The 21,231-nt window shown below is 42.9% G+C and carries 22 protein-coding genes; 14 read left to right on the forward strand and 8 right to left on the reverse strand.

Annotated features, from left to right (window positions below):
• Positions 1–19: 19 nt before the first annotated feature.
• Complete coding sequence (locus LKX84_RS10680; protein WP_228237151.1) at positions 20–649, reverse strand: response regulator transcription factor; 630 nt, start codon at positions 647–649, stop codon at positions 20–22.
• 160 nt (positions 650–809) lie between these two features.
• On the reverse strand, positions 810–1,598 hold the full coding sequence (gene nadE, locus LKX84_RS10685) for an NAD(+) synthase (RefSeq protein WP_228237152.1): 789 nt from the start codon (positions 1,596–1,598) through the stop codon (positions 810–812).
• Between the two features lie 66 nt (positions 1,599–1,664).
• Here nadE and gldB point away from each other — a divergent pair, with 66 nt between their 5' ends.
• Together gldB and gldC are read left to right on the forward strand one after the other, a co-directional pair.
• Positions 1,665–2,654, forward strand: a complete 990-nt coding sequence (gene gldB / locus LKX84_RS10690) for a gliding motility lipoprotein GldB (protein WP_228237153.1) — start codon at positions 1,665–1,667, stop codon at positions 2,652–2,654.
• Position 2,655: 1 nt separating this feature from the next.
• On the forward strand, positions 2,656–2,994 hold the full coding sequence (gene gldC, locus LKX84_RS10695) for a gliding motility protein GldC (RefSeq protein ID WP_228237154.1): 339 nt from the start codon (positions 2,656–2,658) through the stop codon (positions 2,992–2,994).
• Between the two features lies 1 nt (position 2,995).
• Here gldC and LKX84_RS10700 read toward each other — a convergent pair whose 3' ends face one another.
• The 6 genes from LKX84_RS10700 to LKX84_RS10725 all read right to left on the reverse strand — a co-directional run bounded on the left by LKX84_RS10700 (position 2,996) and on the right by LKX84_RS10725 (position 7,494).
• Entirely contained in the window at positions 2,996–3,493 is a 498-nt protein-coding gene (locus LKX84_RS10700) for a hypothetical protein (protein WP_228237155.1), read from the reverse strand.
• Positions 3,494–3,531: 38 nt separating this feature from the next.
• Positions 3,532–4,191, reverse strand: a complete 660-nt coding sequence (locus LKX84_RS10705) for an SH3 domain-containing protein (RefSeq protein ID WP_228237156.1) — start codon at positions 4,189–4,191, stop codon at positions 3,532–3,534.
• A gap of 162 nt (positions 4,192–4,353) precedes the next feature.
• Positions 4,354–5,082, reverse strand: coding sequence for a pirin family protein (locus LKX84_RS10710; RefSeq protein ID WP_228237157.1), 729 nt, complete (start codon positions 5,080–5,082; stop codon positions 4,354–4,356).
• Between the two features lie 91 nt (positions 5,083–5,173).
• Positions 5,174–6,040: an AraC family transcriptional regulator gene (locus LKX84_RS10715; RefSeq protein WP_228237158.1), complete on the reverse strand. Its 867-nt coding sequence runs from the start codon at positions 6,038–6,040 to the stop codon at positions 5,174–5,176.
• A 75-nt stretch (positions 6,041–6,115) separates the two neighbouring features.
• Complete coding sequence (gene yihA, locus LKX84_RS10720; protein ID WP_228237159.1) at positions 6,116–6,727, reverse strand: ribosome biogenesis GTP-binding protein YihA/YsxC; 612 nt, start codon at positions 6,725–6,727, stop codon at positions 6,116–6,118.
• Between the two features lie 2 nt (positions 6,728–6,729).
• Entirely contained in the window at positions 6,730–7,494 is a 765-nt protein-coding gene (locus LKX84_RS10725) for an alpha/beta fold hydrolase (RefSeq protein WP_228237160.1), read from the reverse strand.
• A 266-nt stretch (positions 7,495–7,760) separates the two neighbouring features.
• On the opposite strand from LKX84_RS10725, the gene mraZ reads away from it, so the two are divergent.
• The 12 genes from mraZ to ftsA all read left to right on the forward strand — a co-directional run bounded on the left by mraZ (position 7,761) and on the right by ftsA (position 21,223).
• Complete coding sequence (mraZ, locus tag LKX84_RS10730) at positions 7,761–8,216, forward strand: division/cell wall cluster transcriptional repressor MraZ (RefSeq protein ID WP_228237161.1); 456 nt, start codon at positions 7,761–7,763, stop codon at positions 8,214–8,216.
• Entirely contained in the window at positions 8,209–9,111 is a 903-nt protein-coding gene (rsmH, locus tag LKX84_RS10735) for a 16S rRNA (cytosine(1402)-N(4))-methyltransferase RsmH (protein ID WP_228237162.1), read from the forward strand. The genes mraZ and rsmH overlap by 8 nt, the downstream gene beginning before the upstream one ends.
• 88 nt (positions 9,112–9,199) lie before the next feature.
• Complete coding sequence (locus tag LKX84_RS10740) at positions 9,200–9,517, forward strand: FtsL-like putative cell division protein (protein ID WP_228237163.1); 318 nt, start codon at positions 9,200–9,202, stop codon at positions 9,515–9,517.
• Positions 9,517–11,526 (forward strand): penicillin-binding protein, encoded by a 2,010-nt coding sequence (locus tag LKX84_RS10745; protein WP_228237164.1) that lies wholly within the window; start codon positions 9,517–9,519, stop codon positions 11,524–11,526. Before LKX84_RS10740 ends, LKX84_RS10745 begins: the two co-directional genes overlap by 1 nt.
• On the forward strand, positions 11,523–12,986 hold the full coding sequence (locus LKX84_RS10750) for a UDP-N-acetylmuramoyl-L-alanyl-D-glutamate--2,6-diaminopimelate ligase (protein WP_228237165.1): 1,464 nt from the start codon (positions 11,523–11,525) through the stop codon (positions 12,984–12,986). Before LKX84_RS10745 ends, LKX84_RS10750 begins: the two co-directional genes overlap by 4 nt.
• An 8-nt stretch (positions 12,987–12,994) precedes the next feature.
• The gene (gene mraY / locus LKX84_RS10755) at positions 12,995–14,215 is read left to right on the forward strand and encodes a phospho-N-acetylmuramoyl-pentapeptide-transferase (RefSeq protein ID WP_228237166.1); all 1,221 of its coding nucleotides are present in this window, start codon (positions 12,995–12,997) and stop codon (positions 14,213–14,215) included.
• A complete protein-coding gene (gene murD, locus LKX84_RS10760; RefSeq protein WP_228237167.1) occupies positions 14,216–15,550 on the forward strand; it encodes a UDP-N-acetylmuramoyl-L-alanine--D-glutamate ligase in 1,335 nt (444 codons plus the stop codon).
• Positions 15,551–15,552: 2 nt separating this feature from the next.
• On the forward strand, positions 15,553–16,758 hold the full coding sequence (locus LKX84_RS10765) for an FtsW/RodA/SpoVE family cell cycle protein (RefSeq protein WP_228237168.1): 1,206 nt from the start codon (positions 15,553–15,555) through the stop codon (positions 16,756–16,758).
• The gene (gene murG, locus LKX84_RS10770; protein ID WP_228237169.1) at positions 16,745–17,833 is read left to right on the forward strand and encodes an undecaprenyldiphospho-muramoylpentapeptide beta-N-acetylglucosaminyltransferase; all 1,089 of its coding nucleotides are present in this window, start codon (positions 16,745–16,747) and stop codon (positions 17,831–17,833) included. Before LKX84_RS10765 ends, murG begins: the two co-directional genes overlap by 14 nt.
• On the forward strand, positions 17,830–19,179 hold the full coding sequence (murC, locus tag LKX84_RS10775) for a UDP-N-acetylmuramate--L-alanine ligase (protein ID WP_228237170.1): 1,350 nt from the start codon (positions 17,830–17,832) through the stop codon (positions 19,177–19,179). Before murG ends, murC begins: the two co-directional genes overlap by 4 nt.
• On the forward strand, positions 19,169–19,888 hold the full coding sequence (locus tag LKX84_RS10780; RefSeq protein WP_228237171.1) for a cell division protein FtsQ/DivIB: 720 nt from the start codon (positions 19,169–19,171) through the stop codon (positions 19,886–19,888). The genes murC and LKX84_RS10780 overlap by 11 nt, the downstream gene beginning before the upstream one ends.
• A gap of 3 nt (positions 19,889–19,891) precedes the next feature.
• Positions 19,892–21,223: a cell division protein FtsA gene (gene ftsA, locus LKX84_RS10785; RefSeq protein ID WP_228237172.1), complete on the forward strand. Its 1,332-nt coding sequence runs from the start codon at positions 19,892–19,894 to the stop codon at positions 21,221–21,223.
• Positions 21,224–21,231 lie beyond the last annotated feature (8 nt).

A 21,231-nucleotide genomic window follows, 5' to 3' on the forward strand; every position in this document is an offset into this window, starting at 1 on the left:
TTGGTTTGGTTGGGTATTCTTAATAAAGTTCCAAGGCTTTTGCCTGTTGTAGCAGATCCACCAAATTGTCTACGTTCAACTTCTTCATCAAACGGGCCTTATAGGTGCTTACGGTTTTTTCGTTCAGATTAAGACCTTCTGCAACCTCCTTGTTTCGTTTGCCACTGGCCAAGAGCTTCAACACTTCCACTTCTCGCGAAGACAGTTTTCTGAAGAACCTTCTTGGTTTTTGTGTGCCTTCATCAAAAGCAAGACGTTGTGCTAGTTCATTGGTAATGAACATATTGCCTTCGCTTACCTTTCTAACGGCGGAAATAATGTAATCCAAATCGGCTGTTTTGGACAAATAACCATACGCTCCCGCACGAATAGTGCTTAAGGCGTATACATCTTCAGATTGACCACTGTACATTAGGGTCCTGATGTCCGGGTACTCCAATTTTATTTTACGAAGGGTGGCAATTCCGTTGATCTCTGGAATGTCCATTTCCAAAATAATAACATCGGGGGTAATGGTTTTCAAAGCTTGGAAAAGCTCTGCGGTAGTAGATACATCTGCAATGATTTCAATATCAGGACTGGATTCAAGTACCTTTTTAATCCCCAACCTAACTACAGGATGGTTGTCTGCGATCAATACTTTTATCATTCGCTTAAATAATTAATTCTTGTTTGGTTAGTGTTGTGCAACTTGCGTGGCATAGCAGGCAAGATAACAATTTGTGATCGTAAAACTGAATTTTTTTTCTTAAAACCATAGTTTTTCTATGGTTTTTTTCGTCTTAAACAGGGGTTTTATGGTTGAAAGGCTATTTTAGGCCCTTTGGAATCTCACAAATTGGGATAGGAACCATCTTATGTTTGTTTGCAGTATTGTACCTTTTATAGATGGCGAATACTTCCTTTTTCCTATCAGAAAAGTCTTCAATTGTCTTTCCTTGATTGTCCATTTCCATGGCCCATTCCAATTCGGGGTAGCTAGCCCCGATTTGATCCTCATCCGTTCTACTGTCTCCCCAAAGTCCATCTGTTGGTGGTGCTACCATGATATCTTGGTTTACCCCAAGGACTCGACCCAATTCATACACTTCCGTTTTTACTAGGTCGGCAATTGGGCTAAGATCTACACCACCATCGCCATATTTCGTATAAAAACCGATTCCGAAATCTTCAACCTTATTTCCCGTTCCTGCCACTAGGTATCCTTTAAGTGCAGCAAAGTAGTAAAGTGTGGTCATGCGCAATCTGGCCCGTGTATTGGCCAACGACATATGGCGTTCCTCCTCAGTGCTCGTTTTTGGGAAAGCGGCCACCAAACTATCAAAAACCGGGGTTAGGTTTACGGGTTGGCGTGAAGCATTCGGAAAGTTTTCCATCAGCCAATCAATGTGTTTGTCTGCCCGTGTAACTTGGTTTTCTCCTTGATGTATCGGCATTTCCAAACATAAAAGGTCCATTCCTGTTTTGGCGCATAGAGTAGAGGTCACTGCGGAATCAATTCCACCGGAAACCCCGATTACAAACCCATTGCATTTTGCTTGGGTCGCATAGTCTTTTAGCCAGTTCACGATATGGTCTATTACCTTTTCTGTTTGCATATCTTCTAAATTAGATTCTATAAATTACCTTTGTGCCCTGTAAATTTAAACGCTGTGCCCTTAATAATGAAGAGGTTGTTGAAATACTTTACCCTAGAATCGGCAAGTTGGTTGTTTTTGGCGTTCATTCTTGTGTTATCGGGTTGTAAAGAGACCGATAAGATCGAGGAAGCCATTGCCAAAATACCGATAGACTTGAAAATTTCACGATTTGACCGCGAATTTGCAGAGGCTTCTGCATCGGACATTTCCCAATTGAAAAAACAGTATCCGTATTTGTTCCCGAGCCAGTTTCCAGATAGTGTTTGGGTAGCCAAATTGACGGATACCCTTCAAGTGGAACTTTTTGACCAAGTGGACAAAACCTTTGGGAATTTCGAAACAGAGACCGAAGCCTTGGAATCGCTTTTTCAACACATCAAATATTACTTTCCTGAATTTGAAACCCCGAAGGTGGTAACCCTGACTTCCGATGTGCGATACGAAGACAGGATAATTTTGACAGATACCCTTCTGCTCATCGGTTTGGATAATTATTTGGGGAAGGACCATTATTTCTATGAGGGCATTCAACGGTATATCGCCTCTGGGCTGGATAAAAAGTTTTTGGCTTCGGATGTGGCCAGTGCCTTTTCCAAAAAAGTGATTTCCTATCCGCGTAACCGTGCCTTTCTTTCCCGAATGGTGTATTATGGAAAGGAACTTTATCTAAAAGATAAGCTGTTGCCCACCAATACCGATGCACAAAAAATTGGGTACTCCGAGGAACAGATGGAATGGGCCATTGCCAACGAGGAACAGATTTGGAAATATTTTGTGGAACAAGAAGTTCTGTACAGTACGGATTCCAAGTTGGACCGAAAGTTTTTAGACCCGGCACCCTTTTCCAAATTCGGATTGGAGTTGGACAATCAATCCCCCGGAAGGCTGGGTAGATATATGGGTTGGCAAATCGTAAGAGCCTTTATGGAAAAAAATGATGTCAGCCTGAAGCAGCTTTTTGATATGCCGGCTGATGACATATTGAAACAATCAAATTACAAACCAAGAAAATAAAATGGCAGTAGTACATACTTCAGAAATAAAATTGACCGTAGGATTGGATGAGAACCGTGTTCCTGAAGAATTGAAATGGTCGGCACAAGATGGTGGCATAAATGAAGAAGATGCCAAGGCCATGATGTTGTCCGTTTGGGACAGCAAACATCGGGAATCCTTGAAAATTGATCTTTGGACCAAGGATATGCCTGTGGATGAGATGAAGATATTTTTCCATCAGACGTTGATGACAATGGCCGATACCTTTATGAAGGCCACCCAAGATGAAAAGATGACCGCTACCATGAAGGATTTCTGCGACTATTTTGCCGAAAAGCTGGAGTTGGACAAAATGTAGTTCAATCCAAAGGTTCGTTCAATTGATCGAACTTTGCTTTTTCCTCTCCCCTTAAATCCAAAAAGCGCTCTATTTTGTCCTTTGTTGGACGTTGAAGCAGGAGAAAAAAAATCAAGAAAGCCCCGATGATTAGATAGGAAAGGTTTTGGGTGTTGGAAAAGATGACGATGGCAAACAGGGCGGCTCCCTCCAATAGTGCATATTTAATCATGGATGCTGTTTGGAATTTGGCCAATTTATCCCGAAGGCTAGAATCCTTGGACAGGCCGTTCAGCATTTTCTTGAAAACAAAATCTCCCAGAAAAATACTACCAATGGCCACAACCGGTACAATGGCCATCAACATATCCCCGCTGGTATCGAAATTCATTTGTGCACCTTGACTCTGGGTATAAAACAAAATACCCAAAATAATAGGGGTGGCCGCAATGCCCAAATGTAAAAAGGACATGATTTTCAAAAATCCACCAGGTGTAAATCGATTATTGGTTGTTGTCATGGTGCAGAGTTTGTTTAAATGTGATTATGTATTGAAATTTAATCCCCGGCAACCAACATGGTAATGATCCAGCCTTTGGCCGTTTTTGCAAATCCCATTCGATAGCCAATGGGGGACACCAAAAATTTATCAAAAACATACCCGGTCAATTTGCCGTCAACGGTACTAACGTTCATCCAGTCAGGATGATCATTTTGCCTCTCCCAATCAGGGGCATTGTACTTCACAATCTGGTAGCTCAACTGCCCTATGACTTGAGAATCTGTGGTATTGGGATTGTCTCGCACGTTCACATTGGTGCCTGCTACTAAATAATATTCAAAGGCATCAAATTTTTCGGGCCAATCGGTAAAGGTGTAGGGAATGGTGTAGCTGTTGGAACCTTCTTCATATTTTGGGCCGCCGATCAATAACAGTTGCTCGGCAACTTCCCAAAAACGGGTGCTATTGTTTTTAAAATCCCAGTACTCTTTAAATTCTTCAATGCCACCGTCTCCTCCAAAACTGGTCAGAATATTGGGGTCCAAATGTTCTAGGATGAAAGCTTGGTCTTGCCTGCCAACGGCCAAGGTCATTTCGGTCAAAAATTTGGAAAGCGTATAATCCGATATTTCAACTTTTGGAGGGTAGAAGGTGTCCTGTGCAAAAACTGTTGAAGTGGCCAAACAAAGAAGGGACATGAAAAAAGTCCTGTGCATTTTTGGTTAATTAGGTGATTCTAAAATACCTATTATTCTAAAAACTTTGGAAAGAGCTGGGCATTTCTTAACCTTTTGGAGGTTGTAGAAAGATTAGGAAATAGAATTTGGGAACAAAAAAAGCCCAATATTGGGCTTTTTTTGAGTACTGATTGATTTTGATTATCGACCTATTTGAGATAGGCTCATGGGGACTTCCATTAACAACACTCTACTGTTTGTTATGGATTTAAAATCGAAGGAGTCGATTTCCCATAGGCCAAAACCATCCCGTTTTTCCAATTTTTGACCATTGATTTCTACCTCACCGTCCAAAACGAAGGCATAAACGCCATTTCCTTCCTTATGGATTTGGTAGGATGCTTCGGCACTCGAATCAAATTTACTCAAGTGGAACCAAGCATCCTGATGGATCCAAACGCCTTCATCCTCTGGGTTTGGCGACAAAACTTGGTAAAAGGCATTTTCCTTTTCAATATCCCTAATGGAAATTTGATCATATCTGGGTTCTACATTCCGTTTGTTCGGAAACACCCAAATTTGTAAAAACTTGACAGGCTTGTCGGGATTTTTGTTGTACTCACTATGGAAAATACCGGTGCCGGCACTCATCACTTGCACTTCTCCTTCCTTAATGGTAGCCACGTTGCCCATGCTGTCTTTATGTTCCAAATCTCCTTCCAACGGAATGGAGATGATTTCCATATTATCATGCGGATGGGTCCCAAAACCTTTGGCCGCTGATACTTGATCGTCATTCAAGACACGCAAAACCCCAAAATGCATTCGCTCCGGATTTTGGTATCCTGCAAAACTAAAGGTATGGTGGGAGTCCAACCAACCGTGGTTGGCATGTCCTCTGGTATTGGCTTTGTGTAAAACGGTTTTCATGATTTCTGCTTTTTTTGTTCTATACAAAGATCAGTCTAAGCTTGTGATTCGGAGATATGAAAATACGGGAAGGACTTATGAAAATCCGATATCAGACAGATTGTTTAAACGTACTGGGCGAAATGCCCGTACATGCTTTAAAAAATGCGCTGAAATTGGCAGGTTCCGAAAACCCTAGTTCAAAAGCAATTTCTTTTTGTGATAGTGGAGAAAAATAGAGCAATCGTTTGGCGGCGGTGGTAATTCGACTTTGGATATGCTCCTTCGCAGTTTTTCCAGTTAAGGATTTTACCACGCGGTTCAAATGATCCGGGGTAATGTGCAGGGCGTTCGCATAAGCTGCAGCATGGTGCCATGTCTTGTAATGCTGATTCACCAATTGTTTAAAGTTGCGCACCAAACTGGCCCCAACTTCCATGGTTTGGGTATCCAGTTGGTTCAAGGAACACAAGTTATGGCAGGTGATCAAAAGTAATTTGAGCAAAGCACCAATCGCTTCATATTTATAAATGGAATCCCCCGCGTTTAAGCGCAACATTTCCTCAGAATAGGAGGTAAGGAGCTCCATTTCCTTGGGTTCCACTTGCAAGGGAGGTGTATTGGAAAAATCATTGAAGAGGTTGATGTCTTCAATAAAGTCCACCAAAATATGGTTCAAAGCCAAGAATTGGGATGAAAACACAATGGAATAGCCAATGGTGGGTTTAAATTCCGTGAGTTGGTGTACTTGACCTAGACTTATAAAATAAACTTGATTGTTGCCCAGTAAATGAGTAGTGAAATCCACAATATGGCTGCCTTTAGCTTCCTTTACCACTAAAATGGTGTAATAATCATGGCGATGAGGTACATCTGGTCGACCTTTTCTTTTTTGGTAGATGTCCTCCATTTTGGATATCCCAAAACTTAGGGAGTCATCTGCTTTGTTGACATCGTGATAGGTTTTGACCGCATCCATGGGTACAGAAGTTGAATGGAAAAGTACTGAATTTACCCTTTTCCTTAAAATTAGGAGAGATGTATAACCTAAAGGTTATTGGTTTTTGAAAAAATCCTGGTTGATGCCATCGATGAATTCCAATAAAGCATCACCGCCCATATGGCTTGCTGAGGAAGTGGTAAAATGTGGGGGTGCTTCTTCCCAAACGCCCTCCACCATTTTTTGCAAATAGGCATTCACCTGTCTGTCCACGGCTCCAGGTTTCAGTTTATCAGCTTTGGTAAAGATGATGGCAAAAGGAATTTGGTTGGTGCCCAGCCATTCCATGAACTCAAGGTCTATGGGTTGTGGGTCATGGCGAATATCGACCAAAACAAAACCGCATACCAATTGCTTTCTTTTTTGAAAATACTCCGTGATATATTTTTGGAAGGTATTCTTGTCCTTTTTGGAAACCCGGGCATAGCCATATCCAGGCAAATCCACCAAAAACCAATTGTTATTGATCTTAAAGTGGTTGATAAGTTGCGTTTTTCCAGGTCTGCCTGATGTTTTGGCCAAACCTTTTCGGTCCACCAACATATTGATCAAGGACGATTTGCCCACGTTGGAACGGCCAATAAAGGCATATTCGGGCAGGGGTTCATTGGGGCATTTGGCAACATTGGAGTTGCTCATGACAAATTCCGCCGATGTGATTTTCATGGCTAGAAGTTACGCTTTTTCAACCAAGCATCAAGGATACGGTTAAAATCCTCTGGGTGCTCCATCATGGGGGCATGACCACATTTCTCGATCCAATACAGATCGGAATCGGGTAAAAGCTCATGAAACTCCTTGGCTACATTAGGTGGGGTAACTGTATCGTTCTCTCCCCAAATAATGCAGGTTGGCGTTTTCATGTGTGGAAGATCCTTAGACATGTTATGGCGAATGGCACTCTTGGCAATGGCAAGGGTTTTTACCAATTTCATACGGTCGTTTACCGTGGCAAAAACTTCGTCTACAATTTCTTTGGTGGCTACTTCAGGATCATAGAAAACATCTTGTGCCTTCTTTTTGATGAACTCATAGTCGCCACGTTTTGGGTAACCATCGCCCATTGCGCTCTCATATAGGCCGGAGCTGCCTGTAATCACAAGGGCTTTTACCATTTTAGGGAACATTTTGGTGTGCAAAAGCCCAATATGGCCGCCTAGGGAATTCCCTAAAAGAATCACATCCTTCAATCCTTTGTGCTCAATAAAGTCTTCCAAAAACTTGGCAAAGTTCTTTACGGTGGTCTTCAGGATAGGCATGTCGTATATGGGAAGTTCAGGGATCAAGACCTTGTATCCTTTGGTCGGAAAGTATTCCGATACCCCTTGAAAGTTGCTCAATCCGCCCATGAGTCCGTGCAATATGATCATGGGGGTCCCTTCTCCCTTTTCTATATATCGGTACTTGCCGTCCTCAATTAAATGCTCTTCCATCTATAGTTAGTTGGTAGTAAGAGGCGCAAATATAGGCAATTCAAATCATAAAGATTTCAGGTTTTTGGCCCAACGACAACAAGATTTTCATGAACGACATTTTTAAGAGGATCTTCTCCATCCATTTTTGGGCCATCATTATCATCGGTGAAAGGTAGAATTGAGTTCAAAAGTGGGGAATTTATTAACAAAAGTGGTGTTTAGTGGAGAATTGTGGAAATAAAATATATATATTTGAATTGTATTAAGTAACCAATTGATTTCTAGTGACCCATATCATAGGACAACATGACTGTAAGGCCGATTCAAAAGGAAGGGTGCTCCTGCCTATTTCCTTGAAGAATCAGTTGTTGCCCGTGATCAAGGAAGGGTTCGTGATCAAGCGGTCCGTTTTCCAGCAATGTCTGGAGTTGTATCCCAAGCAAGAATTTGATGTGCTCATGCAAAAGGTCATGAAGAAAAGTAAGATCAATCGCAAGTACGATGCGTTTGTCCGAAACTTTGTGGCAGGTATGAAAGAGGTCGGAATAGATGGTGATACGGGCAGATTGCAGATTCCAAAAAACTTGGTGGAATATGCGAAAATCGACAAGGATGTAGTCCTTAATGCGGTGTTCGATAAGATAGAGATTTGGAACAAAGACATGTACGAGCAGGTCTTGGCCGAAGGGGAGAAGGACTATGCCGATTTGGCGGAGGAGATATTTGATGACGATGAATAGTGCATACCACAATCCGGTTTTGTTACAGGAGTCGGTGGACGGATTGAACATAAAAAAAGATGGGGTGTATGTGGATGTCACCTTTGGTGGCGGAGGGCATTCCCGTGAAATTTTGAAGCGATTGGGCGAAAGTGGAAAGTTGTTCGCATTCGATCAAGATGAAGATGCGTTGCAGAACGCTATCGATGACGACCGATTTCAGTTGATCAACCAGAACTTTCGTTACCTCAAGCAATATTTAAAGTTCTATGGCATTCGGAAAGTTGATGGGATCCTAGCGGATTTTGGGGTTTCCTCGCATCAGTTCGATGAGGCGGAACGTGGTTTTTCCATTCGTTTCAATGCCGATTTGGACATGCGAATGGACAGGTCCAATGCGCTATCGGCCTTTGAAGTGGTCAATGCGTATTCCCAGGAGGACCTTGCAACAGTCTTGTTCCAATACGGTGAATTGCGAAATGCCAATGCAATGGCCAAGACCATTGTTTCTGCAAGGGAGCAAAAGCCCATCAAAACAACCGATGATTTGAAAACGGTGCTTGGCAAGTTTCTGCCCAAGATGAAGGAGAACAAAATCTTGGCGCAGATCTATCAGGCGATCAGGATCGAGGTGAACCAAGAAATGGAAGTGCTCAAGGAGTTTTTGATGCAAGTTCCTGAAATGCTGAACCCTGGTGGCCGATTGAGCATGATCAGTTACCATTCCTTGGAAGATCGGTTGGTGAAAAGGTTCATCAGGGATGGTAGGTTTGAAGGGGAGCCGGAAAAGGATTTTTATGGGAACATTAGTGTTCCTTTAAAAAAAGTGGGAGGGCTCATCACGCCATCGACAGAAGAAATTGCACAGAACAATAGGGCGCGCAGTGCCAAACTCCGCATCGCGGAAAAAATATAGGTCAAAGTTGAAATGTCATCTTGAGCGCAGTCGAAAGGTGATTTTTTAAAAGATTCCCGTCGGCACGGGAATGACAATTGAAGATGAAATGAGAAAAGGATTACTGGACATACTAAAAGGAAAGTTTTTGGTGAGCGGGGATGCTCCCAAGAATTGGATGTTTTTATTGTTTGCCTCCTTTTTGGCCGCCTTAATGATTTCCAGTAGCCATAATGCTGACCGAAAGGTCCTTGAAATTGCTGCCCTTAATGAAGAGGTAAGGATGTTGAAGAGTGAATTCTTTCAAGGCCGTTCCCAAGTACAACAACTTAAACTGGAATCGACTTTGAGGCACGTGGTTGCCGACAAAGGTTTGGTTCCTTCCGAAAATCCACCAAAAAAAATCAAAGTAAAATCCGCTGACTAATGCCAATCACTGAAAAAAATATCATGAATAGACTGTACCTGGTTTCCGGGGGTCTTGTGGTATTGGCCATCGCCGTTATGGTGAAGGTGGTGGATATTCAGGTGGTAAAGGCCGACGAATACAAGGAGTTGGCGTTGAGCAAAACGGAGAAAATGTTTACCATTGAGCCGAATCGTGGCAATTTGTATTCGGAAGATGGCAGTTTGTTGGCTGCTTCCGTTTCCAAATATGAAATTCGGTTTGATGCCAAAACGGTGACCGAGGATAATTTCCAGAACCATGTGGCCGCTCTTTCCGATTCGTTGGGCATTATGTTCAATAGGCCATCCTCTTATTATCGGCAATTGTTCCGCAAGGCCAGAGCCAATGGCAACCGGTATACTTTGGTGGCCCGAAATGTGGATTATCTTGATTTTGTTAGGATCAAGCAGTTTCCCTTGTTCAACTTGGGCCCATATAAAGGTGGTTTTATTGAAACGCACCGAGTGGTACGTGAATATCCATTGGGACAAATGGCCGCACGTAGTATCGGCTATGAAAGGGTGGATGAAAACGGCTACTATACCCGAGTGGGTATGGATGGTGCCTTCGGCGAAACCTACTTGCGTGGCAAGGAAGGGAAACGTTTGAAACAAAAAATTGCCAAAGGCCAATGGAAACCTGTGGGTCTGGATAATATTGTGGAGCCACAAGATGGTTTGGATGTGGTGTCGACCATTGATGTGAACATTCAGGATATTGCCCATCACGAACTTTTGGCACAATTGGAGCGGTACAATGCCGATCACGGTTGTGTGGTGGTAATGGAGACGGAAACAGGTGAGATCAAGGCCATTTCCAATTTGGGCCGTACTTCCGATGGAAAATATTACGAAAAGCTCAATTACGCCATAGGCGAATCCCATGAACCCGGGTCTACCTTTAAATTGATGTCGCTCATCGCCGCTTTGGAGGACAAGGTGGTGGATACAAGCACTGTGGTGGATACTGAAAATGGCCGCTATCGCATTTATGATGGCGTGGTAAAGGATTCCAGACAAGGGGGTTACGGAAAGATTTCGGTAGCCAAGGCCTTCGAGGTGTCATCAAACACTGCGTTTGCCAAAATCATCAATGAAAATTATAAGGAACAGCCAGAAAAGTTCGTAAACCGATTGATGAACATGGGCCTTCATAAAAAGTTGGGTCTGCCCATCATCGGGGAAGGCGATCCCGTGCTTCGATATCCAGGGGAAAAAGGATGGTCCGGTATTTCCTTGGGCTGGATGTCGCACGGATATGAAGTTTCCCTGACACCTATGCAAACTTTGGCTTTTTACAATGCCATTGCCAACGATGGCGAATTTGTAAAACCCCGATTGATCAAAGAGGTGCGCGATGGTAGCAAAGTGGTAAAACGCTTTGATAAGCAAGTGGTGAATTCTTCCATCTGTTCCGAAGAAACCGTTGAAAAAGTGCAAGAATTGATGAAGGGTGTAGTGGAAAAGGACTATGGAACAGGTCATAAACTCTATTCCAAAAACTTCTCTATGGCGGGAAAAACAGGTACTTGTCAAAAAAACTATGTAGCCAAGGACCCGGATAAATTGGCTTACATATCTACTTTTTCCGGTTACTTTCCAGCGGATAATCCCAAGTACTCTTGCATAGTGGTCATTCATGAACCAGATAAAAGTGTAGGGTATTATGGAGCCGATGTATCAGGTCCAGTTTTTAAGTCCATGGCCCAAAAGATACATGCCATCTCACCTATGGTAGATGAAGTGGAAGATGAGATGATCGAGGATGTAAAACTCGACGAAAGCTACCAACAATATTTTGCTGAGGCGCAGAAGAAATTCAGCACTATCCCGAATGTAAAAGGCATGAGTGGAATGGATGCCGTTTCTCTTTTGGAAAACATGGGATTGGAAGTGGAGGTGCACGGCAATGGCAAGGTGAAAAAACAATCCATAGATCAAGGAACCGATATCAAACAAGTCAAAAAAATAGTACTCGAGCTTTCATGAAGTTGTTGAAGGACATTTTATACGGAGTAAGCTTGTCCGCGGTGAGCGGAGACACCAATGTGCTGGTGAATCTTATCCATTTCGACTCAAGGGCAGTTGGGATGGATGATGTTTTTGTGGCCGTTAGGGGTACTTTGACAGACGGTCATAACTACATTCAAAAAGCGGTAGACTCTGGTGCCAAGGCCATTATTTGTGAGGAGCTTCCTGAAATATTGGTCAATGGGGTTACCTACCTAAAAGTCCCGGATTGCAACAGTGCATTGGCGGTTGTGGCTTCCAATTTTTACGGTAATCCATCCAAAAACTTAAAGTTGGTCGGGGTAACGGGTACCAATGGAAAAACCACGGTAACTACGCTTTTGTACAACTTGTTCAAAAAAGCAGGGTACAAAGTTGGACTCATTTCAACCATCAAGGTGATGGTAGATGAAATGGTTTTTCCAACCAGTCATACTACGCCTGATGTGTTGACCATCAACAGTTACTTGTCCAAAATGAACGAGGTGGGAGTGGAGTTTTGCTTTATGGAAGTGAGCTCTCATGGAATCCATCAAAAAAGGTCGGAAGGTCTGCATTTTGCAGGAGCCATCTTTACAAACTTGTCCCACGATCATTTGGATTACCACAAAACCTTTGCAGAATACAGGGATACCAAAAAGAAGTTGTTCGATGGACTTCCCAAAACAGCTTTTGCATTGGTGAACATTGATGATAAGAACGGCTTGGTGATGTTGCAGAACACCAAGGCCAAAAAATATACCTATGCCCTTAAAACCTATGCGGATTACAGGGCCCAGATTTTGGAAAGACAGTTCAATGGGCAACTGTTAAAAATGGATGAGAACGAACTGTGGTCCAAACTCATCGGTGATTTCAATGCTTACAACCTTTTGGCCATTTATGCTACGGCAGACCTTTTGGGATTGGAAAAAATGGAAATCCTAAGGTTGATGAGCGAGCTGGAAAATGTTGACGGTAGGTTCCAATATTACATATCAAAAGACAAGATAACGGCTATTGTTGATTATGCCCATACGCCGGATGCACTTAAAAATGTATTGGTTACGATCAATGCATTGAGGACTGGAAATGAAAACGTCATCACCGTAGTGGGGTGTGGTGGTGACCGTGATAAGTCTAAGCGTCCGGTTATGGGTCATATCGCTTCCGAAATGAGCAATCAGGCCATTTTTACTTCGGATAACCCAAGAACGGAATCCCCTGCGGTGATCATTGAAGAAATGGAAGCAGGCGTGGAACCCCAAAATATCAAGAAGGTTTTGTCCATTGAAAACAGGAAGCAGGCCATAAAGACTGCCTGTAAACTGGCTTTGGCCAACGATATCATTTTAGTGGCCGGTAAAGGGCACGAAACCTATCAGGAAACCAACGGTGTCCGTGTAGATTTTGATGATTTTAAAGAAGTTAAAGAAGCTCTTGAGAGCCTAAATAAATAACGTAGTCCATGCTATACTACTTGTTCGAATTTTTGGAGAAACAATACCAACTGCCAGGTGCGAGTCTTTTTCGGTTCCTCACCTTCAGGGCAGCTATGGCTGTAATGTTGTCTCTTTTAATCGCCATGGTTTACGGTAAGCGCATCATTCTTTTCCTTCAAAAAAAGCAAATCGGTGAAACGGTTCGCGATTTGGGATTGGAAGGACAAAAGCAAAAGGCAGGTACCCCTACCATGGGTGGATTGATCATTATCATGTCCACATTATTGCCTGTTATTTTGTTCGCGGACATCAAAAATATTTATGTCATCCTATTGATCATCACCACCATTTGGATGGGTATCATCGGATTTATTGATGACTACATCAAAATCTTCAAAAAGGACAAACAGGGTCTAAAAGGAAGGTTCAAGGTAATGGGCCAGGTTGGTTTGGGCTTGATCGTGGGTTTGACCTTATATTTTCATCCACAAGTGACCATAAAGGAAAAGGATTCTACGACCATTACGGAAAACTTTAAAGTAGAGCGGGTTTTTGGCGAAGAAACGAAAGCTGTCCGAACTAACGTGCCCTTTTTTAAGAATAATGAATTGGACTATGCCGACTTCATCTCTTGGATGGGGGATGGAATGGAAAACTATGCCTGGATCATCTTTATACCTGTGGTCATCCTTATTGTGACAGCAGTTTCCAATGGGGCCAACCTAACGGATGGTATTGATGGTTTAGCGGCAGGGTCCTCTGCCATTATCGTGCTCACCTTGGGCATTTTTGCTTGGGTTTCCGGTAACATTCAGTTTTCTAGTTATCTCGATATTTTTTATCTACCCCGAGTTGGCGAATTGGTGGTGTTCCTTGCTGCATTTGTGGGAGCGCTGGTCGGGTTTTTATGGTACAATGCCTATCCTGCCCAAGTGTTTATGGGTGATACCGGAAGTTTAACGATCGGGGGCATCATTGCTGTGATTGCCATTATCGTTCGTAAGGAATTATTGTTGCCCATTTTGTGCGGCATCTTTTTCGCGGAATCGTTGTCCGTAATGTTACAAGTGGGGTATTTCAAACATACCAAAAAGAAATACGGAGAAGGCAGACGCATTTTCCTGATGGCACCCTTGCATCATCATTATCAGAAGAAATCGTACCACGAGAGTAAAATAGTGACCCGTTTTTGGATCATTGGGATATTGTTGGCGATCATCAGTATTGTCACCTTGAAAATTAGATAGATGGCGCGTCTGGTAATACTTGGAGGAGGAGAAAGTGGTGTGGGAACGGCCATTTTAGGATTAAAAAAAGGATTTGAAGTCTTTGTTTCGGATAAAGGCGAAATAAAGGATAAATACAAAGAAGTTCTTGAACATTTTGAGATCGAATGGGAATCTGGCCAGCATACGGAAGCCAAAATCCTAAATGCCGATGTGGTGATGAAAAGTCCGGGAATACCTGACAAAGTGCCTTTGATCAAGGAGCTTGTTGGAAAAGGGATTCCGGTGATTTCGGAAATCGAGTTTGCCTCTAGATATACAGATGCAACCATTATCGGGATTACGGGAAGCAACGGAAAGACCACCACCACCATGATGACCTATCATCTGGTCAACGAAGGTGGATTAAATGCGGGTATGGCCGGTAATATTGGTGATAGTTATGCCAAGATGGTGGCAGAACAGGATTTTGACCATTACGTTTTGGAGATCAGCAGTTTTCAACTGGATGGCATTGTGGATTTTAAACCCCATGTGGCCGTGATCACCAACATAACGCCGGACCATTTGGATCGCTATGAGTACAAATTTGAAAACTACATCGCATCCAAGTTTCGCATTACGATGAATCAAGATGAGCAGGATTACCTGATCTATGATGCAGACGATGAAGTGTTGGTGGATTGGTTGAAAAAGCATCCCGTACGATCTAAATTGATTCCATTCACCCTAAAAGGGGAAGTAAAAGAAGGAGCTTGGCTCGAAAATGATACGATTAAAATAAAATTAGAACATAAAACCTTGGAAATGAGTACAGATATTTTGGCCTTGGAAGGGCAGCACAATGTGAAGAACACGATGGCAGCAAGCATGGCCGCCTTACTGGTGAAGGTAAGGAAAGAGACCATCCGCCAGAGTATCCAGTCGTTCCAGGGAGCACCGCACCGATTGGAGAAAGTATTGAAAATCAATCATGTGGAGTACATCAACGATTCCAAGGCTACGAACGTCAATGCAACTTTCTATGCGTTGGACGGTATCAAAAAACCCATTGTTTGGATTGTTGGCGGTGTGGATAAAGGAAACGATTATTCCGAATTGATGCCATTGGTCAGGGAAAAAGTAAAAGGAATCATCTGTTTGGGTGTTGACAATTCCAAGATTAAGGATGCCTTTGGTAATGTGATCGATTTAATGATCGAGACCTTTTCCATGGAAGAGGCTGTGAAGGTGGCCTATAAAATGGCCGAAAGAGGTGATGCCGTTTTGCTTTCGCCTGCTTGTGCCAGTTTTGACCTGTTCCAAAATTATGAGGATAGGGGAAATCAATTTAAAAACGCAGTAAAAAACTTGTAAACGTGTTTGCAATCTTCAAAAATCTGAAAGGTGATAAAGCCATTTGGGGCGTAGTAGCTCTTTTGGCCCTTTTCTCATTTTTGCCCGTGTACAGTGCCAGTACCAACTTGGTCTATGTCAATGGCGATGGAACAACTATCGGTCACTTGGTAAAACACGCCATGCTCCTGTTTTTAGGATTCGGGATCATTTATGCCATCCATAAAATACCTACACATTATTTTAAAGGACTTTCCATCATTGCACTTCCTATTGTGTTGATTCTATTGGCGTACACCTTAACAGTGGAAACCAGGATCGGAGGGGTTACTGCAAATCGATGGATCAAGATTCCATTTGTAGGGGTCAATTTTCAGACATCCACATTGGCATCTGTGGTGTTGATGATTTGGATCGCTAGGTATTTGACCAAGATCAAGGATGTGCAAATCACTTTCAAGGAAAGTATTTTACCGCTATGGCTGCCTGTAGCTTTGGTTGTTTTATTGATTTTACCGGAGAACTTTTCAACCGCGGCCATCATTTGTTTTATGGTGATGGTGCTTTGCTTTTTGGGAGGTTATCCATTAAAATATCTCTTGTCCATGCTTGGGGTTGGGATTGTATTTGCAGGCATGTTCCTGTTTGTGTTGTTCAAGACACCTGATGTTTTACCCCAACGTGCCGGAACCTGGAAATCCAGGATTGAGACTTTCTTGCACCCAGAAAATGCTGATAAGGATGACCTTCATCAGTTGACCTTGGCCCAGATTGCCGTAGCCGAAGGAGGTCTTGTGGGCAAAGGGGCAGGAAAAAGTGTCATGAAGAATATGTTGTCACAGAGTACCTCCGATTTCATTTTTGCCATCATTATAGAGGAATACGGATTGGTTGGCGGTGGCGCATTGTTGTTCTTCTATCTGCTCTTGTTGTTCCGGATAGTGGTAGTGGCACATTCGGCCAAAACCGTTTTTTCAAAATTATTGGTGATAGGAGTCGGGTTGCCGATTGTATTCCAGGCCTTTATCAATATGGCAGTTGTGGTACAATTGTTCCCGGTAACAGGTCAGCCGTTGCCCTTGATCAGTATGGGAGGTACTTCCATTTGGATGACCTGTATGGCCATTGGCATTGTGCTTAGTGCTAGCAATAGAAAAGAGAATTTGGAGGAGCAATCCTATGACATAGATGAAACGAACCCTTTAGAAGTATTGAGTGGGCAATTATAGGTTTATTCTATCTGGAGGAGGAACGGGAGGACATATTTATCCCGCTGTGGCCATAGCCAACGAGCTAAAAAGAAGACATCCGGATGCGGAATTTTTGTTCGTAGGGGCCAAGGATAAAATGGAGATGGAAAAAGTGCCACAGGCCGGATACGAAATAAAAGGTTTGTGGATCAGTGGATTACAACGGAAACTGACATTGAAGAATCTCATGTTTCCCTTTAAAGTGATAAGTAGTTTGTTAGGAGCACGTAAAATAGTGAAGCAGTTTAAACCCCAAGTGGCCATAGGTACCGGGGGGTTTGCCAGTGGACCTTTGTTGAAGGTGGCCGCTGGTGCTGGTGTTCCCTGTGTGCTCCAGGAACAGAATTCCTTCGCTGGGATCACCAACAAGCTTTTGGCGGGCAGAGCTGAGAAAATCTGTGTGGCCTACGATGGAATGGAGAAATTTTTTCCAAAGGAAAAAATCGTGAAAACCGGGAACCCCATCCGTATGGATTTGGTGGATTTGAAAGCCGATAAAAATGAGGCCATTACTTTTTTTGGATTGGATGCCAACAAGAAAACCCTTTTGGTTTTAGGTGGAAGTTTGGGAGCTCGTCGCATCAATCAATTGGTGGAAAAGGAATTGGATTTTTTCGAAAAGCAGGGACTGCAATTGGTTTGGCAATGCGGAAAACTCTATCACGAAGAATATAAAAAATATGATACCGAAAAGGTAAAGGTTTTACCCTTTGTCAATCGGATGGATTTAGCCTACACCGTTGCCGATGTAATCATTTCAAGGGCAGGTGCCGGTTCGGTCTCGGAACTTTGTTTGGTGGGAAAACCGGTGATTTTTATTCCCTCACCCAATGTAGCAGAGGACCATCAGACCAAAAACGCCAGTGCCTTGGTGGCGGAGAATGCAGCCATCATGATGAAGGAGTCAGAATTGGAAGAAAACTTTGAGAGCGGATTTACGGAATTATTGGAATCCGAAAAAACGCAGAAAAACTTGAGACAGAACATCAAAAAACTCGCCATGCCAAAGGCTACGGAACATATTGTGGATGAAATTGAAAAATTGTTGAAGTGAATTTGAAGGATATACATAGCGTTTATTTTATTGGCATCGGGGGCATCGGAATGTCTGCTTTGGCGCGCTATTTCAATTTTATTGGTAAGGAAGTGGCCGGATATGATAAAACGCCGACTCCCATTACCGATGGACTTGAAGAAATTGGAATTTCAATTCATTTTGAGGACAATGTGGATTTGATTTCCGATACCTTCAAACACCCCCAGACCCTTGTGGTGTATACCCCTGCAGTACCAAAATATCATACGGAACTTAACTTTTATCAGAACAATGGTTTCCAAATAAAAAAACGTTCCGAAGTATTGGGCATCATCACCAAGGATTCCTTTTGCTTGGCGGTGGCAGGTACGCATGGTAAAACCACCACATCTGCGATTTTGGCCCATTTACTAAAAGAATGCAACTTGCCCTTTACGGCATTTTTAGGAGGTGTTTCCGAGGATTTCAACAGTAATTTTGTGTTGGATGGCACTGAATATTCCGTTGTGGAGGCGGATGAGTTCGATCGTTCCTTTTTAAGACTTTCCCCGACGGTGGCCTGTATCACTTCCATGGATGCGGACCATTTGGACATTTATGGCACCAAAGAAGAACTACACCATTCTTTTAGGGAATTTGCAGGAAAGATCAAACCGAGAGGAAAATTGTTTGTTAGAAAAGGGTTGCCCATGGAGGGCATCACCTTTGGAATTGAAGATGGGTCTGACTTTTGCATAGAAAATATTGACATTGAACATGGTACCTACATATTTGATCTCGTCACGCCTTCGGAGGTTATCATGAACGTGAAGTTCAACAAGCCCGGAAGGCACAATTTGCTCAATGGATTAGCTGCATTCGGAATGGCGGTGCAAACCGGTTGCCCACCACACCGCCTAGCCGAAGCTTTAGCAAGTTTTAAGGGAGTGCAACGAAGGTTTTCCTATCAAATCAAGGAAAAGGACTTTGTTTTTATTGACGATTATGCCCATCATCCAACCGAAATTGATGCGGTACATCAAGCCATAAGGGAAATGCATCCGGGACAAAAAATCACCGTGATTTTTCAACCTCACTTATTCTCAAGAACTAGGGATTTTGCAGATGATTTTGCTGCCAGCCTTTCCCAGTTTGATGAGATCATGCTTATGGAAATTTACCCGGCGCGTGAAGAACCCATGGAAGGGGTCACTTCTTCATGGCTGTTGGACAAAATAGAGAACCCTAACAAAAAGTTGGTTCAAAAATCAGCTTTGTTGAATGAGATAAAGAACTGTAAAACAGGGGTTTTAGTAGCTCTTGGTGCAGGTGATATTGGAATGGAAGTACCAAAAATCAAAAAAGAATTGGCCTATGCGGGTTAATTGGAATTACATCAAATTGGCATGCTTGTCAGTGTCGGTAATTGCCCTTTACGGTTTTGCCGATCACAGGAGTAATCAAAGAAAAGTGAGCGACGTCACCATCAAATTTGTAGGTGATGAAAACTTGTATTTGACCGAGGATGCGGTTAATAAATTGTTAATACAAAATTACGGACCCCTAAAAAATAGGGATAAAGAACAGTTAGTTTTGAACACCATAGAGGAGGTAATCAGGTCCAACGATATGGTGAAAAATGCCCAAGTCTATCTTACTGTAAACGGGGAGCTTATCTCTAAGATTGTTCAGCGAAAACCCATAGGGAGAGTTGAGGGGGTCACCAAATTTTATTTGGATGATTTGGGAGAACGCATGCCATTGTCAAGGCATCATTCGGCTCGCGTGCCCATCATTACAGGTAAAATTACAGGGAAATCCCTTGAGGATGCCTATGTTATTTTGAACTATATCAACGACGATGATTTTTTGAGAAAAAATGTCATCGGGATCCATATAGAAGAGGAAGGAAGTTACCAGCTCAGGTTCCGCATGGAAAATTTTGTGGTGAATTTGGGTGGGGTGGACAACCTGAACATGAAGTTTAAAAATTTCATGGCCTTTTATGCCAAGGCTGCCAAGGACAAATCCTTGGAAAAGTATGCTATAGTGAGTTTGGAATTCAACAATCAAGTGGTTTGTACCAAAATATAAAGTATGGAACAGGGTAATTATTCAGTAGGGTTGGATATTGGAACTACCAAGATCGTAGCGATCATCGGTAGGGAAAATGAGTATGGAAAAATTGAGATACTGGGCACCGGAAAGTCCAAAAGCTTGGGAGTGCACCGTGGGGTGGTCAATAACATCACCCAGACCATTTCCTCCATTCAACAAGCAGTGGAACAGGCCGAATTGAATTCAGGGCTGAAAATTGGTTCCGTTGTGGTGGGCATTGCCGGTCAACACATCCGAAGCCTGCAACATAGTGATTATATCACCAGACCCAATTCCGAAGAAGTCATCAACGATGACGATTTGGACAAGTTGGTCAACCAAGTGTATAAGCTGGTAATGCTTCCGGGTGAAGAGATCATCCATGTATTGCCACAAGAATATAAAGTAGATGGCCAATCCGAAATCAAACATCCGAAGGGAATGTACGGTGGACGATTGGAAGCCAATTTCCATGTGGTTGTAGGCCAAGTGTCATCCATCAAAAACATAGGAAGGTGTATTAAAAGTGCCGGATTGGATCTAGGTAGCATCACCTTGGAACCCCTTGCTTCTGCAGATGCGGTATTGAGCCAAGAGGAAAAAGAAGCCGGTGTAGCCCTTATCGATATAGGGGGTGGTACCACCGACCTTGCCATTTTCAAGGATGGAATCATTCGCCATACTTCTGTTATCCCATTTGGAGGTAACGTGATCACCGAGGACATCAAGGAAGGTTGCTCCATCATCGAAAAACAGGCCGAACTGTTGAAGATAAAATTCGGTTCCGCATGGCCAGGAGAGAACAAGGACAACGAAATCGTGTCCATTCCCGGGCTAAGAGGACGTGAGCCAAAGGAAATCACCTTAAAAAATCTTTCCAAGATCATTCACGCCCGTGTGGTGGAAATCGTGGAACAGGTTTATGTGGAAATCAAAAACTATGGTCACGAAGAGCAAAAGAAAAAATTGATCGCCGGTATCGTTCTGACCGGTGGTGGAAGCCAATTGAAACATTTAAAGCAATTGGTAGAGTACATCACGGGTATGGATACCCGTATCGGTTATCCGAACGAGCATTTGGCAGGTGATTCCGATGAGGAAATCGCTAGCCCATTGTATGCTACGGCCGTTGGACTGTTGATGAAAGCTCTGGAGACGAAGAAGAGAACATTTGTTACGGAACAAGGAGAAATCCATGTAGAGGAAAACGTGTTGGTGGAGGATGACCATCATATGGGAGGACATACAAACGTGTCCACTCTCAAAGAAAGAAAATCCATATTTGATAAGTGGTCGGAAAAGTTGAAGGACTTTTTGGACAACGCAGAATAATAACCCCA

It is taken from the genome of Allomuricauda sp. M10 (assembly GCF_020782875.1).
In the GTDB taxonomy this organism is placed as follows: Bacteria; Bacteroidota; Bacteroidia; order Flavobacteriales; family Flavobacteriaceae; genus Flagellimonas.

What these genes read in the sequence shown, in the direction of transcription:
- LKX84_RS10725 (WP_228237160.1), bottom strand. Translation starts at nt 7,494, where the DNA reads ATGGAAGAGCATTTAATTGAGGACGGCAAGTACCGATATATAGAAAAG.
- LKX84_RS10750 (WP_228237165.1), top strand. Translation starts at nt 11,523, where the DNA reads ATGAAGTTGTTGAAGGACATTTTATACGGAGTAAGCTTGTCCGCGGTG.
- LKX84_RS10700 (WP_228237155.1), bottom strand. Translation starts at nt 3,493, where the DNA reads ATGACAACAACCAATAATCGATTTACACCTGGTGGATTTTTGAAAATC.
- LKX84_RS10680 (WP_228237151.1), bottom strand. Translation starts at nt 649, where the DNA reads ATGATAAAAGTATTGATCGCAGACAACCATCCTGTAGTTAGGTTGGGG.
- LKX84_RS10715 (WP_228237158.1), bottom strand. Translation starts at nt 6,040, where the DNA reads ATGGATGCGGTCAAAACCTATCACGATGTCAACAAAGCAGATGACTCC.
- gldB (WP_228237153.1), top strand. Translation starts at nt 1,665, where the DNA reads ATGAAGAGGTTGTTGAAATACTTTACCCTAGAATCGGCAAGTTGGTTG.
- ftsA (WP_228237172.1), top strand. Translation starts at nt 19,892, where the DNA reads ATGGAACAGGGTAATTATTCAGTAGGGTTGGATATTGGAACTACCAAG.
- murD (WP_228237167.1), top strand. Translation starts at nt 14,216, where the DNA reads ATGGCGCGTCTGGTAATACTTGGAGGAGGAGAAAGTGGTGTGGGAACG.
- gldC (WP_228237154.1), top strand. Translation starts at nt 2,656, where the DNA reads ATGGCAGTAGTACATACTTCAGAAATAAAATTGACCGTAGGATTGGAT.
- nadE (WP_228237152.1), bottom strand. Translation starts at nt 1,598, where the DNA reads ATGCAAACAGAAAAGGTAATAGACCATATCGTGAACTGGCTAAAAGAC.
- LKX84_RS10780 (WP_228237171.1), top strand. Translation starts at nt 19,169, where the DNA reads ATGCGGGTTAATTGGAATTACATCAAATTGGCATGCTTGTCAGTGTCG.
- yihA (WP_228237159.1), bottom strand. Translation starts at nt 6,727, where the DNA reads ATGAAAATCACATCGGCGGAATTTGTCATGAGCAACTCCAATGTTGCC.
- LKX84_RS10705 (WP_228237156.1), bottom strand. Translation starts at nt 4,191, where the DNA reads ATGCACAGGACTTTTTTCATGTCCCTTCTTTGTTTGGCCACTTCAACA.
- LKX84_RS10740 (WP_228237163.1), top strand. Translation starts at nt 9,200, where the DNA reads ATGAGAAAAGGATTACTGGACATACTAAAAGGAAAGTTTTTGGTGAGC.
- LKX84_RS10710 (WP_228237157.1), bottom strand. Translation starts at nt 5,082, where the DNA reads ATGAAAACCGTTTTACACAAAGCCAATACCAGAGGACATGCCAACCAC.
- LKX84_RS10745 (WP_228237164.1), top strand. Translation starts at nt 9,517, where the DNA reads ATGCCAATCACTGAAAAAAATATCATGAATAGACTGTACCTGGTTTCC.
- mraY (WP_228237166.1), top strand. Translation starts at nt 12,995, where the DNA reads ATGCTATACTACTTGTTCGAATTTTTGGAGAAACAATACCAACTGCCA.
- rsmH (WP_228237162.1), top strand. Translation starts at nt 8,209, where the DNA reads ATGAATAGTGCATACCACAATCCGGTTTTGTTACAGGAGTCGGTGGAC.